Raw genomic sequence first — 15,569 nt, 5'->3', positions numbered from 1 at the left:
CCAGAGCCCGTGCCAGAGCCTGAAACCGTGCCCGAACCCGCGCGCATTCTGCCGGCAGAACTCGCGGACGGTGCCGATATCGCCGCGCTCTGGGCGCCCTGGGTGCGCGACACCGCGATCACTTTCGCGCCCGAACCGCGCAGCGCCGCCGAGGTCGCAGCCCTGATCCGCGACCGCCAGGCGGCGGGTCAGGGTTTCTTTGTCGCCCGCGCGCCTGCAGGCGGTCTGCTGGGTTTCGCCACCTACAGCCAGTTCCGCGCCGGCGCCGGCTATGCCCGTTCGATGGAACATACGGTAATCCTCGCCCCCGAAGCGCGGGGCCTGGGCGTCGGTCGTGCCCTGATGCAGGCAGTGGAATCCCATGCCCGCAGCGCGGGTGCCCATATCATGGTGGCTGCGGTTTCCGGCGAGAATCCCGGGGCGCGGGCCTTTCACGAAACGCTTGGCTACACGCTTGCGGGCACGATCCCGGGCGCCGGGTTCAAATTCGGCCGCTATCTCGATCTTTTGCTCTTTTCCAAAGAGTTGTGACGCGGGAAGAGGGGCCGATATGAGAATGTCGTGAAAGCAGAATATTCTCACCGGACATTCCTCTATTCCCATTATATCCTTTCGCCATGTCGATCTGGACCCGCATCTCCGAGGCCCTCGCCGCCCTTGTCCGGGGCGAGCCGCTCTCTGTTGTCTTCGACCGGCTGCGCGGCGGCACCAGCCCCGAGAACTCCATCGGCTTCACCATCGCGGTGATCGCGCTTGGCGCGAAAATGGCCAAAGCGGATGGCGAGGTCTCGCGCGAGGAGGTCACCGCCTTTCGCCGCATCTTCACCGTCCCGGATGGCGAAGAGGCCCATGCCGCCCGCGTCTTCAACCTGGCGCGTGAGGATATTGCGGGCTTTGATTCCTATGCCCGCAAGATCGCCCGGCTGTTCAACCCCGAAGGTCGCCGGCTTTGCGCCGATGACCATCATGTGCTGCTGGATGTGCTGGAGGCCCTGTTCCAGATCGCGCTGGCCGATGGCAGCTACCACCCCGGCGAGGATGAGTTCCTGCGCCATGTGGCGGGGATTTTCGGGCTGGATGACGGCTGTTTCAACGCGGTCCGCGCAAGGCTGGTCGAAGGGGCGCCGCGCGATCCGCATGACGTCCTGGGAATCCCCTATGGCGCCAGTATCGACGTCGCGCGCACCGCCTGGAAGCGCCTCGTGCGCGACACCCATCCCGATGTGATGACCGCGCGCGGCGTTCCGCCCGAGGCGGTGCATCTGGCCGAACGCCGGCTGATCGCCATCAATGCCGCCTGGGAGGAACTCTCGGGCCGGCTGGCGGCCTGACTGCCATGACCACATCAGACCGCCCCAACCTGCGCATCGCCACCTGGAATATCGAATGGTTCGACAAGCTGTTCGACGATCTCGGCCATGGCTATGAGGATGATCGCCCCTCGGCCCGCTACGGCATCAGCCGCGGCGCGCAGCTGGGGGCGCTTGGCATCGTCTTCACCGCGATGGATGCCGACGGGATTATGATCATCGAGGGGCCGGACACCACCTCCCGCCGTTCGACCGTGCGGGCGCTGGAATGGTTCGCCCAGAAATACGGGCTGCGCGCACGCCGGGTGGTGCATGGGTTTTCTTCGGAAACCGAACAGGAAATCGCCTTTCTCTATGATCCCGACCGGTTGCAGGTGCGCCATGCCCCGATCGGCGATCCGACCGGCAAACGCGGCCCGGCGGTGGATGCTGACGAGGCGCCACGCTTTGACGGCACCTTCCGCTACGACCTCGACACCGATCAGACGCCCGACACGATCCGCTTTTCCAAACCGCCGCTTGAGCTGGCGCTGACCATGCCCTCGGGCCGGAGCCTGCGGCTGATCGGCGTCCATGCGAAATCGAAAAACCCGCATGGCGCCACTGACGAGCCCTCGCGCATCCGCATCTCGATCGAGAACCGCCGCAAGCAACTGGCGCAATGTATCTGGATCCGCGCCCGCGTCACCGAACATCTGGCGCGCGGCGAGGATCTGATCGTGCTGGGCGATTTCAATGACGGGCCGGGGCTGGATGAGTTCGAGAAACTCTTCGGCCGCAGCGGGGTTGAAATCGTGCTGGGTCAGGACCGCGAGCCGGCGCAGCGCCTGTTCGATCCGAATGCCGATATGGCGCTCTGTTCGCGCTTTGGCTTTTGCCCGACCACGGCACGCTTCTGGCTTGCGCCGCAAAAGCGCTGGTTCGAGGCGCTGCTGGATTTCGTCATGGTCTCGCCCGGGCTGATGACGCCGCTGCCCGAATGGCGGATCTGGCATCCGTTCCAGGACCCGCGCATCATGGCGCTGCCGGACCTGCGCGAGGCGCTTTTACAGGCCTCGGATCATTTTCCCGTCACGGTCGATCTGGCCGTGTAAGGTGGCGGGGCAAGGTGGCGGGGGCCCGCCGCCGCAATCTGTTGTGAATTGCGAAACCCGGCCGGGGCGGGTGATACTGCCCCGGCCCCGGTTGCGATGCCCGCAGGAAAGGACAGCCCATGCGTTTTGATTTCATGCGCCCCGGCCCTCTGTTTCGCAGCATCCGGCGGCGCCGGTTCGGGTCCACAGGGATTGGGTTGCCCAGGATTGGATTGACCGAGATCGGGCTGGCGCTGTGCCTTCTGGCTCTGGCGCCGCTGCCTCTGCCGCATCTGTACCCGCTCCATGCCCAATCCGCCCCGGATAGCTCCGAAAGGGAGGCAGAGACCGAAAAGGGCTTCTCGCTGATCGAGGAAGGGGCAAAGCTGCTTCTGCGCGGGCTGATGAATGAGATGGAACCCTCCATCGCCGAGCTGGAGGGCGCCCTTCGTGAGATCGCCCCCGAGATCGAGGCCCATATCGACGCGCTCGGGCCGCAGCTGAGCGAGCTGGCGAAGCTGATGCAGGATGTGAAGAATTACGACATGCCGGTCATGCTGGAAAATGGCGATATCCTGATCCGGCGCAAGCTGCCGCTGCCGCCGGAAGGCCGCGAGGGCGGGCGAGACGGCGAGACCGCGCCTGAAAGACCCGCGCCGCGCGGCCCGCCGCCGGCCCCCGGGCCGAATGGCGAGATCGAGCTGTAATCCGGGCGGCTTGCCCCGGAAGGAGGCCGCAGGACAGGTCAGAATTCCCCTGTTGATCGAATCGGGGCAAAAGTTAATTATTCGTTTGTCTCAATCACCGGCAGCCTGCTGGCAGGGAAGTCGTCGTATGTCGTCGCCAGAACCCGCATATGCCAGCCCGTTCCCTTGCCGGAACAATCACTGGCGCCGCATCCTGCAGGTGACCGCACGGGTCGTCTTCTGTGTCACAATGCTGTTCGTTTTTCATGGTTTTCCAGTTGCAGCCGAGACCGGGGCCGTGAAACAAGACGGTGGGTCGCAAGCCGGCGGAGCGAAGAAGATGAGCCAGACCATCCCTGTCTTCTGCACAATCGCCGGGCGTGTGGATGGTGATAATGGCCGCATCGTCTGTTCCGAAATGCTGTCCGCCCTTGAGGTGGCCCATCCGGGTCAGCCCTTCGTGCTGACCGATGCAACCGATGCACGCCCCTCGCTTGAGATCCGCATCCTGCTGGCAACCGACAACAATCTCAGCCTGGTACTTGGCCTGACGGGTGCGGAAGGCAGGAAACTGGAAACAGAAAATTTCTCGGTTTCTGCGATGGATCGCAAACTTACGCCACAATCGAGAAACAGTCTTTACCACCGTGCTATTGCTGAAATTCCGCTGGCGGGCTGACGCGTTTCATTTTTTCGGAGCCAATGATGTGTATTCTCTGCGCAACCCAATCCCTTACCAACACGGACCCTTTTGCGGTCTATGACAGCCATATCACAGGCACGACCGGCACGCCCCTGGCCGGGATGATGAACGAAAACCGCACTTCCGCCCCCTACACGATCGACCAGATCGCCGGCTATCTGACCGATGGCTACTGGGGCTTCAATGGCGGCTCCTGGCGCGCCTTCGATCTCGGGGCCAGCCGCACCATCACCTATTCAACCGCGATGCTCTCACCGGGGGCTTCGGCAATTGTCGAGTATTCGCTTTCGGTCTGGTCCGCAGCCACCGGCATCAATTTCGTCAATGTCGGAGCAACCCCCGCTGCATTCACTGAAAGCATGGATGTGGGAGGCACCACCTCCACCGCCGCGGCCATCAGCACCAACACCGTCGTCCAGGGCTCAATCGGGGTGGCGGGCGATAACGACGTTTACCAGATTACGCTGGTTGCAGGACAGACCTATATGTTCTCGCTTGCGCGGGCCGGCTCGTCCACCTTTGATCCGGTGCTGCGACTGCTCAACAGCTCCGGCACCGTGATCACCACGGCGGATGACCCGAGCAATGCCGGCGCCGGTGAATATATCACCTTCACCGCAACGACGACGGGCACCTATTATCTGCAGGCCCAGGATTATGCCAACCGCACCGGCGCCTATGAGCTGACCGTTCAGACCGCAGCCCAACTGACCTTCAACGATGCCGATCCAACCGGAGCCTATGCCTGGTCCGATTACACGGGCAACTCGATCACCAGATCCTTTGTCAACGTTAACGACAGCTGGGACACCCTGAACCTCAACGGATATATGCTTCAGACCTATATCCACGAGGTCGGCCATGCGCTTGGTCTGGGCCATGCCGGCCCCTATAATGGTGCGGCGACCTGGGGCACCCACAACCTTTACGACAATGACAGCTGGTCGGCGACGATCATGTCCTATTTCAATCAGGACGAGAATACCTTCGACCCGAATGGTTTCGGCTATCTGGCCACCATCATGCCGGCCGATGTCATTGCCATCCAGAACCTTTATGGCGCCGGGAGTGCGGGCTATCAGACCGGCAACTCGGTCTGGGGCCCGGGAGGCAATCTCGGCGGCGCCTTCCAGCAATTGCTGAACATGTGGGGGGGGATCACGCCCGCCAATCCCAGCATCTACGCCAATAACTCCTTTGCTTTCACCGTCTATGACACCGCCGGCAATGACACGCTGGATTTCTCGGTCTTCAGCCAGAACCAGGTCATCTCGCTGGTCGAACTGGTCTATTCCAATGTCGGCGCAGGCATCGGCAATGTGGTGATCGCGCGCGGCACGGTGATCGAGAATGCAACCGGCGGCAGCGGCGCAGATCGCATCACCGGCAATGCTGTCGCCAACCGGCTGGCCGGCAATGGCGGCAATGACTCGCTGTTCGGTGGCAATGGCAATGACACGCTGATCGGCGGGCTGGGAGCGGATTCGCTGGATGGCGGCGCCGGGCTCGACATTGCCAGCTATGCGCTCGGCGCGACTGCGGGTGTGCGGGTCGACTTCACCGCCATGGGCAGCAATACCGGCCATGCGGCAGGCGATATCTTCGTCAGTATCGAAGGGCTGGAAGGCACCACCTTTGCCGATGTGCTTGGGGGCGATGCCGCCGCCAACCACCTCTCCGGGCTTGCCGGTAACGACCTGCTGAATGCGCGGGGCGGCAATGACACGCTGTATGGCGGTGACGGCAATGACACATTGCTGGGCGGCGCCGGAGCGGATGCACTGTTCGGCGGTGCCGGGCGCGATGTCGCGGGCTATTACGTCGATACCGTTCAGGGGGTCCGGGCCGACCTGACCAATCCGGGCACCAATACCGGGATTGCGGCAGGGGACACCTATAGCGGCATCGAGGATCTGACCGGCTCGATCGGCAATGACGTGCTGGGCGGCGACGGCCAGAACAATATCCTGACCGGCATGGGCGGCAATGATGTGCTGAATGCCCGCGCCGGCAATGACTCGCTTTACGGCGGCGATGGCAATGACACGATGTATGGCGGTGCCGGAGCCGATCTGTTCCATGGCGGTGCTGGTATCGATACGGTGGCCTATAGCGTTGACACCATCCTTGGTATCCGCGCCGATATGCTGCTGGCCTACAGCAATACCGGTATCGCGGCCGGCGATACCTATGTTCTGATCGAGAACCTCATCGGCTCGAACAACCATGACGTGCTGGGCGGCGACAACCTTGCCAACCGGCTGGAGGGTCTGAACGGCAATGATCTGCTGAACGGCCGTGGCGGCAATGACATCCTGCTTGGCGGAGCGGGGGTCGACACGCTGCATGGCGGGCTTGGCAATGACACCCTTTATGGTGGTGTCGGCGCCGATGTCTTTGTGTTCAACACCACCCTTGGCCCGACCAATGTTGATGTGATCATGGATTTCTCGGCGGTTGACGACACGATCCTGCTGGAAAATGCGGTCTTCACCGCATTGACCGCAACCGGCACGCTTGCAGCCACCGCGCTGCGGATCGGCGGCACCGCAGCGGCGACGGCGGCGCAGCGGATCATCTATGACAACACGACCGGGCGGCTCTATTATGATGCCGATGGCGTTGGCGGGGCAGCTTCGGTGCATTTCGCAACGCTGAACAACACCCCGGCGCTGACTGCGGCCGATTTTGTCGTGATCTGATCTGACCGGGCGGAGCGGGCATCCCCGGTCTGCCCCCCCTGTTGAAAAGAGCCACCGTTGCGCGAGATCACGATCCTGCTCGCCAGCTATAACGGCGCCTCCCACCTCCAGGCACAGCTGGACAGCATCGCCGCGCAGAGCCACCCGGCCTGGCGGCTGATTCTGTCGGATGACGGCTCCACCGATCAGACAGCTGTGATCACCGGGCGTTTCGCCGCCACGCGGCCCGAGGGCCAGGTTCGCCTGATCCGGGGGCCGGGGCGCGGCGCCACCCCGAATTTCCGCCATCTGTTGCGCGAGGGAGGGGAAAGCGGATTTCTTGCCTTTGCCGATCAGGATGATGTCTGGCTGCCCGACCGGCTGGCGCGCGGTATGGCGATGCTGGCGGCGGCAGGCGACGGGCCGTCGATCTGCGGCAACCGGATGCGTTATGTCGATGCCCGGCTCGCGCCGCTCGGCCTGTCGCCTTTGCCGCGCCGCCCGCTGACCTTCCGCAATGCCCTGGTCCAGAATGTGCTCAGTGGCAATACGATGCTGATCAACCCCGCCGCCGCCCGTCTTTTGCAAGAGGCAGAGGCCGGCGCACCCGCATTCCCGCTGCATGACTGGTGGGCTTACCAGATCGTGACCGGCGCCGGTGGGGCTGCGCTTTACGACCCCGAGCCGAATGTTCTTTACCGCCAGCACAGCGCCAATCTGGTCGGGGCGAACCGGGGAATCGGCTCGCTGCTGCCCCGGCTGCGGCGCTATCTCGGCCGCGACTATACCGATCTCGCGCGGAAGAACCTTGCGGCGCTGAATGCGGCACGGGACCTGCTGACGCCGGAAAACCGCGCCGCGCTGGAGCTTTTCGCCCGGGCGCTGGATGCGCCCTGGCCGCAAAGCATCGCGCTGATGCGCCGTTCGGGCGTCTGCTACCAGTCGCGCATCGCGCAGACTGCCTTCTGGTTGCTGGTCGCAACCGGCCGGATCTGAACCGCGTCAGGTCACCAGCGCGAAAGAGACCTCGCGCCGGTCGTGGCTCAGCACCTCGCCGGGGCGGTCGGGCGCCTCGGTCAGATAGCCGCGAAAGGCGTGGCTCGCGCGGAAATTCACCAGCCGCACCGCGCCACCGCCGCCTTCCAGCAAGGGCGCCAGCCGCGTCAGGTCGATCATCACCGGCACCGAGCCGGCAAAGCCGCCCGCCACCTCGGCCCGGGCGATTTCCGCGCCACTGGCCGGATCGGTCAGCGAGATCACCGCCACCTCGCCCGTACCGACCACGCTCAACGGGAAATTGCACCAGAAATGCAGCGCGAGACTGCCCGCATCCGGCGTCGAATGCAGCGCAAGGCAGCCCTCGCGCATCAGCCACCAGACCGGCTCGCTCTCGGCGCGCGGATTGACGCCCCAGACCGGCATCACCCCGTCAGATGGCAACTGCGGCGCTGCCGGGGCCAGCGGCATGCCGTCGGCGGCATAGAAATCATCGCCGTAACCCTGGGCCAGCCGCAGGTCACGGGTCAGCGCCAGCAAAAGCGCGCGTTCATGCCCGGAAAACCCGCTCCAGGCCTGGCGGGGAGAGCGTTCGCGCAACCGGATCCGCGCCCGCCGCCGCTCCAGCCAGCCCGAGGAGACGCCGGTGGCGCGGAAGAGATCGGCCGTCACCCGGCCCGGCGCCTGCAGGATATCCTCGTAGCGCAAAAGGATCTGGACTGGCCGCCCCTTCAGCGCCTGCATACAGCCGGCATATTCCAGCCATATCCCCAGGAGCCGGTAGAAATCCCAGCGGAAGGGGCCGTTATTGGCATCGCCCGCATCCGCCGCCCGCTTGCGCATCGAACGCAGCACCGCGAAAGGCTCCCGCGTGACCGAGATCGCCGCCCTGGCGCCCAGCGTGCCGAGATCGCGGAAGGCAAAGATATTGCTGGGTGTTTTCTCGCCCAGATAGCGCCGCCCGGTCTTGCGGAAAATATGCGCCCGCAGGATCGCGAGTGCGGTCAGATGCAGCTTCTCACCGGACTGGCCCTGTCCAAGCGCCTCCATCAGCTGATCGGCCAGCGGCCCCAGATCGGCCTCATCGAAGATCAGGGCTCTCGGATGCGCGCCGCGCGTGACCGAGAAGCGCGGCATCTCATACAAAACGCTGTGGTTCTGATCTTCGAGTATACGGCGGACGATCGGGGCAGAAAAATCCGGCATCGCGGCACGGCCGGCGAATTCGCTCATCAAAGGCAGCCAGTGGCTTTCGGCGGCGTAGCAATAGCTGGTCCGGGGCGCGTTGAAGATATTGCCGACCGCCGTGGTCCCACCGCGCGGCATACCTCCGATAATATAGTCCAGCCCCTGCATCTGCTCCGTAACCCACTATCCCGCACCCGGGCGAATACCCGTTCCCCGCTATCAAACCGCGCCCTCCCCGGCAAGCGCGAGGGCGGATGGGGCGCCGATCCGCGTTGTCTCGCCCCTGTGGCACTGCTAGATTCGCCACAACCGGACGCAGACAGGAGCGGGAATTCATGGCCAATGCCGATGCGGCAGCGCTTTACGCCGATCTGTTGACCCGGGCGATTGCGAATACGATCTATGGCGACAATCCCCAGGACCCCTGGTCAGGCGGTGCCTATCACGCGGGCCTGCGCGAAAAGGGGCAGGACTGGCCCTCGGTCGCACATAGCATGATCGGGATGGCGCGGCTGACCAATCTGCGCAGCCTGACCGAGCGCGCCCTGGCCGACCATGTGCCGGGCGATTTCATTGAAACCGGCGTCTGGCGCGGCGGCGCCTGTATCCTGATGCGCGGCATCCTGAAAGCGCATGGAGAAACCGGCCGCAAGGTCATTGTCTGCGACAGTTTCGAGGGCCTGCCGCCACCGAATGAAGGCGACTACCCCGCCGATTCCGGCGACACACATTACACCTATGAGCAGCTGGCGATTCCGCTCGAACAGGTTCAGGCCAATTTCCGGGCTTACGACCTGCTGGACGACCAGGTGGAGTTCCATAAGGGCTGGTTTCGCGACACATTGCCAGGGCTGAAAGGGCGCAAACTGGCGCTGATGCGGCTGGATGGCGATATGTACGAATCGACCATGGACGGGCTGGTCAATCTTTACGACAGCCTCAGTCCCGGCGGGTTCTGCATCATCGACGATTTCGGCGCCATCCCTGCCTGCCGCGAGGCGGTGCTGGATTTCCGCCATGCGCGGGGCATCACCGACCCGATGAGCCAGGTCGACTGGACAGGCGTGTGGTGGCGCAAGACCCTGCCGCCACCTGCCTGACTCGGTCCACCTGACTCAGCCAGACTGAATTCAGTCTGGCTGGCGGACCATCTGTTCCGGCGTCCAGCCGCGATAGAAACGCGGATTGGCGATCTTATGCTTGCCCATCACGGCGCAAAGGCGCGTGGGTTTCAGGTAGCCCTGTTCCAGCAGCAGCTCGTTCAGCTCTTCGACAAAGTCGATAAAGGCCAGGTCGCGCGGGTCTTTGGTGCTGAAATTCTGCCCATAGCCTCGACTGGTGAAGACATCGATCAGGTTGCCAAAGGCGTAGAAGACCTCGAACTCAAAGGTCCTGACCAGCAAGGGCAGGATGTCCTGGGCGCGAATCCCCTCAAAGCCCTGTGTCGAGCAATCGTGATTGAAGAAATCCTCGTCCAGCCGGTTCAGCAGATGATGCCTGCGCTTTTCGGGGGGCAGGAAATGCCACATCAGGTTGATCAGCTTATAGGCCTCGGGCCAGCGCATATGACCGTTGCGGCCGATCACGTCGAAGGTGACAAAGGCACCCTCGTCTTCCAGCCCATCATGGATCGCCTGGAAAAGATGTTCCAGATCAAGCACATGATGCAATGCGTGATGCGCCATCACAGCGGCAAAGGGCTGGCCCGCACGCCAGGTGTTGAAATCGCATTCGACCGGGATGAAATGTGCCTCAAGCCCCAGCTCGGCCGCTTTGGCCTTTGCGCGGTCATTCTGGATCGGCGACAATTCGATCAGGTGGAATTCGAAATCCTCCACCCCTTCCTCGCGCATCCGGGCCGCGATCTGCACCTCAACCGCGCCATCGCCCGAGCCAAGGCTCGCCACCCGTTTATTGCCGGTGCGGCGGATGCGGTCGACAAAGACCGAGACGTAAAGCTCAAGGAAGTTCTTCGTGCCGGTCAGCGCCCGGTAGCGCGGGCCGAAATATTTCGTCTGCCAGTAGCTGAACATATCCGGCAGCTGGGCATGCATATTCTCGGTTTTGGCATATTGGGCGATCTGTTCCCCGATGCGCCGCTGATGCTCGGATTGCGCGTTTTCCGCCGCGTTTTCCATCTGGCTTATCCTTTTCCGGGAATCAGACTGCCGCCGGGGCGGTCACCCCGGCGGCAGGATAGCGTGGTTCAGCAGAAAGGTATCAGATTTTCGGGTCCCAGTTGCGGTAGACCAGATGCGGGTAGACCTGCTCGGCAAAGCGGCCGGCCTCCTGGATCTGCTGTTCCTCGACCGCTTCCATCGCACCGATGCAGCTGGAGTACAGCGCATCGTCATAGACCCAGTAGCCACCCTCGACCATATGCGGGATCGAGCAGCTATAGCTGTATTTGACCGCCGTATAGATATCGCAGTCGATATGGTTCAGCCGGATCGGGCCGATTTCCGGCAGGATCTTCGGCGCGGTCTCGTCGAAGAGGCCCTTCACCAGCACCAGATTGTCCTGGAGCCCGTATTTGTCGCGCAGCTTGAGGATCTCGTCATAATTGGTATCGGCGAAATCGCCCTTGCGATGGGCATCGCGATTGGCGTCGGTTTCCGGCATGCCCTCGAAGGTGTCAAAGGCGTAAACCTTTGTTTCCGGCATGATTTCCTTGCAGACCTTGGCCATGAACAACGACGAGCCGCCGCGATAGGCGCCGAATTCGACGATATGGCCCGGCGCCAGTTGCGGCAGGAAAAAGCGCAGCAGCAGGAAAATGTTCATCCGGTTGTGTTCCGAGACCACCGAACGATCACCGCCCGAGGCAATCGCGGCCCGGTAAAGCGGATCCTTGCGCACCTGATCGGCGAGGTCGCTGAACTGGAGACCCCAACCCCGCTGATAGGCGGCGCGCACATCGCGACCCTTATGTCGCCGCGGGGCGTCGGTCAGCTCCGGGAGTTTAATCATCTCGCCGCACCTTTCATTCACATGGGATATGCCATTTGCACATCGGTTAATAGAAAGGGCTTCTCCGCGCAACAGGTGCAGGGAACTCCTTACCCCGGCACAGGCCACCAGGCAGATCTCCGCCCTAAAACAGGCAAATCCGGTATGGATTGCCCTGCCCGGCCACCACTCACCTTGCAGTCCGCGATTCGCCTGGTCTATGGTCCCCCTGCCCCGGGCCGGCAGGTGGATCGGGGGTTGTTGTCCCCAGACCCAGGTTGATCATGAAAGAATGCAGCAAGTCGGTAGCCCGCAGGCTCTCGGATTCGAGGTTTGTCCGGAAGTATTTCAAGGGCAGCGGCGTCGATATCGGGGGGGCTCCCGATCCGCTGGCACTCTATGCCGAGTTCTTCCCGCTGATGACCTCGGTACGGACCTGGGACCTGAATGACGGCGATGCGCAGTTCATGGCCGGTGTCGGGGACAATACCTTCGACTTCGTGTTCTCCAGCCATTGCCTCGAACATCTGAACGATCCGCTGGAAGGGTTGCAGAACTGGGTCCGCGTGACCAAACCCGGCGGCTATGTGATTTTCGCCCTGCCCGAGGAAGATCTCTATGAGCAGGGGATTTTCCCCTCGACCTTCAACCGCGACCACAAGAACACCTTCACCATGAAGAAGGACCGCTCCTGGTCGCCGCGCTCGATCAATATGCTTGAGATGCTGTGCAGGCTGGGCCCCGATGCGGCGGTCGAAAAGGTCGAGCTGCTGGACGAGACCTATCGCTACGCCCTGCCGCGCTATGACCAGACCATGACCCCTGTTGGTGAAAGCGGCATCGAAGTGGTGATCCGCAAACGCGCGCCCGCCGAGCTGGAGGCTGCGGCACGGATTCGCGACGCCGCACAGCCCTTGCCCGAGGTGCGATTGCATCTGAACCAGTATCGCGACGACCAGAAGACGCTCAGAGCCGCCAATCCGACGAATCCGCCCTTCCTCAACGACAGCGAAATCTGACATAAGGCCGGCGCGGCCGGTCCCGTGGTGACGGGCCGCGCGTTCCGCTGTCTGATCGTGAGGGAGAGACAGATGATCAAGGTCCGCGCGAAAGCGCCGCTGCGGCTGGGGCTGGCCGGTGGGGGCACCGATGTGGCGCCCTATTCCGATGATTTCGGCGGCATGGTGCTGAATGCCACCATCTCGCTGCATGCCTATTGCACGGTGCAAAGCCGCGATGACGGCCAGGTCTCGTTCGAGGCGCTGGATATCGAGGCCGTATTCACCCATCCGGCGGTGCCGGTACTGCCGGTCGATCACGAACTGGCGCTGATCGCGCAATGCTATAACCGGATCGTGGCGGATTACTGCAAGGGCCAGCCCTTTGCCTGCACCATCCAGACCCATGCCGATGTGCCGCCGGGCTCGGGCCTTGGCTCTTCCTCGACCATGGTGGTCGCGGTAATCACCGCGATGGCGGAATTCCTGCGGCTGCCTTTGGGGGAATATGAAATCGCCCATCTGGCTTTCGTGATCGAGCGCCAGGACCTTGGCCTTGCCGGCGGCAAGCAGGATCAGTATGCGGCCACCTTTGGCGGCTTCAACCTGATGGAATTCTACGGCGATGACCGGGTGATCATCAACCCGCTGCGCCTGCGCCGCTCGATTGTGTCCGAGCTGGAGGCGGGGCTGATCCTGTATTTCTCGGGCCGTTCGCGGGCCTCGGCGCAGATCATCGACGAACAGGTCCGCAATGTGAAATCGGGCGCCACCAAATCCATCGAGGCGATGCACCGGCTGAAGGATCAGGCGCGGCAGATGAAAGAGGCGCTGCTTCTGGGCGATTTCCCCGCCTTTGGCGAGGTTATGCGCCAGGGCTGGAGCGCCAAGCGCGACATGGCCTCGACGATCTCGAATGACGGGATCGAGGCGGTCCTGGACTCCGCGATGGCTGCCGGCGCGCATGGCGGCAAGATCTCGGGCGCAGGTGGCGGCGGCTTCATAATGATCTCGGTCCCGCCCGAGCGCAAACCCACCGTGCTGCGGGCGCTGAAAGCCCATGATGGCACCGTGTTCAATTGCACATTTACCAGTGAGGGGGCCCAGGCATGGACCGTGCGATAGAGGATTTCATCGAGGCCGAATTCCACGCCTCGCGCCAGACCATCGCCGCCCTCTATGAGGACCGCGCCTACCGCGAGGCGGCGGCGGCGGTGGCGGATCTTTACACAGTCAGGCTCAAGGCAGGGAACAAGCTCTTGTTTGCCGGCAATGGCGGTTCCGCCGGCGATGCGCAGCATATCGCGGGTGAATTCGTGTCGCGCTTTCATTTCGACCGTCCGGGTCTGGCAGCGATCGCGCTCTCGACCGATACCTCGATTATGACCGCGATCGGCAATGATTACGGCTATGAGCGCGTGTTCTCCCGCCAGGTCGAAGCGCTTGGCCAGAAGGGCGATGTGTTGACGGTACTGTCGACCTCGGGAAATTCGCCGAACATCCTGAAAGCCATCGAAGCGGCGAAAGAACGCGGCATCACCGTCGTCGGCATGACCGGCGGCACCGGCGGCAAAATGGCGGGGCTGTGCGACCATATCCTGATCGCGCCCTCGCCGGTGACGCCGCGCATCCAGGAATGCCATCTGGTGACCTATCACCTGCTTTGCGCCCTGGTCGAGGCGCGGATGTTCGGCAAGCTCGCATGACGGCAAACCCGGCGGTCAGGCAGGCGGTGCTGCTCGTGGGCGGCCTCGGCACCAGGCTGGGGGTGCTGACGAAAACCACGCCCAAGCCGCTGCTGCCGGTCGCCGGCAGGCCGTTTCTGGATACGCTGGTGACCTGGCTCGCCCGCGCGGGGGTCGAGGAGATCATCCTCTCGACCGGCTATCTCGCCGGCAGTTTCGAGGGGTTCATCCGCGAGGGAGAGACCTCGGGTCGCTGGCATGGACCGACCGGACGCCCCGTCACCCTGCGCGAAAGCCGCGAGGAGGAACCGCTGGGAACCGGCGGCGCGCTGACCTTGCTGAAGGGTCAGCTGGACGCCCGGTTCTTCCTGGTGAATGGCGACAGTTTCTTTGGCTGCGATCCGGTCCAGGTCGCCGCCCTGGCCGAGACCCTGCCCCGGGGCCATGCCGTGATGACCACCCGCGCCGTTCCCGACACCGCCCGTTTCGGCCGGGTCGAGGCCGATGCCGCCGGTCTGGTGACCGGTTTTCGCGAAAAGGGCGTTGCGGGTCCGGGCCAGATCAATGCCGGGCTGACCGTGCTGCCGGCCGAAGTGCTGGACCGCATCACCGCCCTGCCCTGCTCCATCGAGCAGGAGATCTATCCCGCGCTGGCGGCTGCGGGTCTGCTGCATGCCGTGCCGCAAGAGGGGTTCTTCATAGATATCGGCCTGCCCGAAACCTATGCTGAGGCGCAGACAGCGCTGCCCGCCGCCACCCGCCGCCCGGCGGTGTTCTTTGACCGTGACGGCGTGCTGAACCGCGATTCCGGTTATACGCATCGCATCAGCGATCTTGAGCTGATCCCCGGCGCCGCCGAGGCCGTCGCCCTCGCCCGGGCGCAGGGCTTTCAGACCGTGGTTGTCACCAACCAGGCCGGGATCGGGCGCGGGCTTTACAGCGAAGCCGAAATGGATCTGTTCCACCAGGCGCTGAACGCGGCCCTGCGCCGTCACGGCGGCTGGATCGACGCCTTTTACCACTGCCCCTTTCACCCCGAAGCGCAGATCGGGGCGCTGCGCCACCCTGACCATCCCGACCGCAAGCCCAATCCAGGCATGATCCTGCGCGCGGCCCGGGACATGGATATCGACCTCACCCGCTCCTTCCTGATAGGAGACCGCGAAAGCGATCTGCAGGCCGCCCGCACGGCGGGGATCCGGTCCGGCCTTTTCCAGGATGGACGGCTGGATGATGTGCTGCAGGATTTGTTGAAGACCGCTCACCCGCTGGGCTCGCCCTGAGGCGAGAACCGGAAGCG

15 protein-coding genes are annotated in these 15,569 nt (G+C 63.5%); 12 read left to right on the top strand and 3 right to left on the bottom strand.

From position 1 onward, the window contains the following. Positions 1-9 precede the first annotated feature (9 nt). The 7 genes from DRF71_RS13125 to DRF71_RS13095 all read left to right on the top strand — a co-directional run bounded on the left by DRF71_RS13125 (position 10) and on the right by DRF71_RS13095 (position 7,449). Positions 10-531, top strand: coding sequence for a GNAT family N-acetyltransferase (locus DRF71_RS13125; protein WP_232831489.1), 522 nt, complete (start codon positions 10-12; stop codon positions 529-531). A gap of 86 nt (positions 532-617) precedes the next feature. Continuing rightward, positions 618-1,331 carry a TerB family tellurite resistance protein gene (locus DRF71_RS13120; protein ID WP_112310945.1) on the top strand — a complete coding sequence of 238 codons (714 nt, stop codon included), beginning with the start codon at positions 618-620 and terminating at the stop codon, positions 1,329-1,331. Positions 1,332-1,336: 5 nt separating this feature from the next. Beyond that, positions 1,337-2,404 (top strand): endonuclease/exonuclease/phosphatase family protein, encoded by a 1,068-nt coding sequence (locus DRF71_RS13115; protein WP_112310944.1) that lies wholly within the window; start codon positions 1,337-1,339, stop codon positions 2,402-2,404. 212 nt (positions 2,405-2,616) lie between these two features. Next, a complete protein-coding gene (locus DRF71_RS13110; RefSeq protein WP_157971072.1) occupies positions 2,617-3,090 on the top strand; it encodes a hypothetical protein in 474 nt (157 codons plus the stop codon). A gap of 52 nt (positions 3,091-3,142) precedes the next feature. Beyond that, positions 3,143-3,748: a hypothetical protein gene (locus tag DRF71_RS13105; RefSeq protein ID WP_157971071.1), complete on the top strand. Its 606-nt coding sequence runs from the start codon at positions 3,143-3,145 to the stop codon at positions 3,746-3,748. Between the two features lie 26 nt (positions 3,749-3,774). Then, positions 3,775-6,474, top strand: a complete 2,700-nt coding sequence (locus tag DRF71_RS29050; protein ID WP_198672194.1) for a M10 family metallopeptidase C-terminal domain-containing protein — start codon at positions 3,775-3,777, stop codon at positions 6,472-6,474. A gap of 57 nt (positions 6,475-6,531) precedes the next feature. Further along, positions 6,532-7,449, top strand: a complete 918-nt coding sequence (locus DRF71_RS13095; RefSeq protein WP_112310940.1) for a glycosyltransferase — start codon at positions 6,532-6,534, stop codon at positions 7,447-7,449. Between the two features lie 6 nt (positions 7,450-7,455). On the opposite strand, the gene DRF71_RS13090 is transcribed toward DRF71_RS13095, so the two are convergent. After that, the gene (locus DRF71_RS13090; RefSeq protein WP_157971070.1) at positions 7,456-8,775 is read right to left on the bottom strand and encodes a hypothetical protein; all 1,320 of its coding nucleotides are present in this window, start codon (positions 8,773-8,775) and stop codon (positions 7,456-7,458) included. A gap of 197 nt (positions 8,776-8,972) precedes the next feature. Between DRF71_RS13090 and DRF71_RS13085 the strand changes: the two genes are divergently transcribed. Next, entirely contained in the window at positions 8,973-9,737 is a 765-nt protein-coding gene (locus DRF71_RS13085; RefSeq protein ID WP_112310938.1) for a TylF/MycF family methyltransferase, read from the top strand. A 30-nt stretch (positions 9,738-9,767) separates the two neighbouring features. Here the strand turns inward: DRF71_RS13085 and DRF71_RS13080 are convergent, their stop codons facing one another. Then, on the bottom strand, positions 9,768-10,775 hold the full coding sequence (locus DRF71_RS13080; RefSeq protein WP_112310937.1) for an SAM-dependent methyltransferase: 1,008 nt from the start codon (positions 10,773-10,775) through the stop codon (positions 9,768-9,770). 82 nt (positions 10,776-10,857) lie between these two features. Continuing rightward, positions 10,858-11,607 carry a TylF/MycF/NovP-related O-methyltransferase gene (locus DRF71_RS13075; RefSeq protein WP_112310936.1) on the bottom strand — a complete coding sequence of 250 codons (750 nt, stop codon included), beginning with the start codon at positions 11,605-11,607 and terminating at the stop codon, positions 10,858-10,860. Between the two features lie 263 nt (positions 11,608-11,870). Between DRF71_RS13075 and DRF71_RS13070 the strand changes: the two genes are divergently transcribed. From DRF71_RS13070 to DRF71_RS13055, 4 genes are all read left to right on the top strand, one after another. Beyond that, on the top strand, positions 11,871-12,605 hold the full coding sequence (locus DRF71_RS13070; RefSeq protein ID WP_112310935.1) for a class I SAM-dependent methyltransferase: 735 nt from the start codon (positions 11,871-11,873) through the stop codon (positions 12,603-12,605). Positions 12,606-12,677: 72 nt separating this feature from the next. After that, positions 12,678-13,709, top strand: coding sequence for a GHMP family kinase ATP-binding protein (locus DRF71_RS13065; protein WP_198672193.1), 1,032 nt, complete (start codon positions 12,678-12,680; stop codon positions 13,707-13,709). Further along, entirely contained in the window at positions 13,694-14,290 is a 597-nt protein-coding gene (gene gmhA, locus DRF71_RS13060; RefSeq protein ID WP_112310934.1) for a D-sedoheptulose 7-phosphate isomerase, read from the top strand. Before DRF71_RS13065 ends, gmhA begins: the two co-directional genes overlap by 16 nt. Beyond that, on the top strand, positions 14,287-15,552 hold the full coding sequence (locus DRF71_RS13055; protein WP_198672192.1) for an HAD-IIIA family hydrolase: 1,266 nt from the start codon (positions 14,287-14,289) through the stop codon (positions 15,550-15,552). Before gmhA ends, DRF71_RS13055 begins: the two co-directional genes overlap by 4 nt. Positions 15,553-15,569: the final 17 nt, after the last annotated feature.

The sequence above is a fragment of the Pseudogemmobacter bohemicus genome (assembly GCF_003290025.1).
GTDB classification, from domain to species: domain Bacteria; phylum Pseudomonadota; class Alphaproteobacteria; order Rhodobacterales; family Rhodobacteraceae; genus Pseudogemmobacter; species Pseudogemmobacter bohemicus.
This window is presented reverse-complemented; position numbering and strand designations above follow the sequence as displayed.

Bases quoted from the DNA above. Each gene is read 5' to 3' on its own strand.
- DRF71_RS13120 (WP_112310945.1), top strand. From the start codon at position 618: ATGTCGATCTGGACCCGCATCTCCGAGGCCCTCGCCGCCCTTGTCCGG.
- DRF71_RS13115 (WP_112310944.1), top strand. From the start codon at position 1,337: ATGACCACATCAGACCGCCCCAACCTGCGCATCGCCACCTGGAATATC.
- DRF71_RS29050 (WP_198672194.1), top strand. From the start codon at position 3,775: ATGTGTATTCTCTGCGCAACCCAATCCCTTACCAACACGGACCCTTTT.
- DRF71_RS13090 (WP_157971070.1), bottom strand. From the start codon at position 8,775: ATGCCGCGCGGTGGGACCACGGCGGTCGGCAATATCTTCAACGCGCCC.
- DRF71_RS13085 (WP_112310938.1), top strand. From the start codon at position 8,973: ATGGCCAATGCCGATGCGGCAGCGCTTTACGCCGATCTGTTGACCCGG.
- DRF71_RS13080 (WP_112310937.1), bottom strand. From the start codon at position 10,775: ATGGAAAACGCGGCGGAAAACGCGCAATCCGAGCATCAGCGGCGCATC.
- DRF71_RS13075 (WP_112310936.1), bottom strand. From the start codon at position 11,607: ATGATTAAACTCCCGGAGCTGACCGACGCCCCGCGGCGACATAAGGGT.
- DRF71_RS13070 (WP_112310935.1), top strand. From the start codon at position 11,871: ATGAAAGAATGCAGCAAGTCGGTAGCCCGCAGGCTCTCGGATTCGAGG.
- DRF71_RS13065 (WP_198672193.1), top strand. From the start codon at position 12,678: ATGATCAAGGTCCGCGCGAAAGCGCCGCTGCGGCTGGGGCTGGCCGGT.
- gmhA (WP_112310934.1), top strand. From the start codon at position 13,694: ATGGACCGTGCGATAGAGGATTTCATCGAGGCCGAATTCCACGCCTCG.
- DRF71_RS13055 (WP_198672192.1), top strand. From the start codon at position 14,287: ATGACGGCAAACCCGGCGGTCAGGCAGGCGGTGCTGCTCGTGGGCGGC.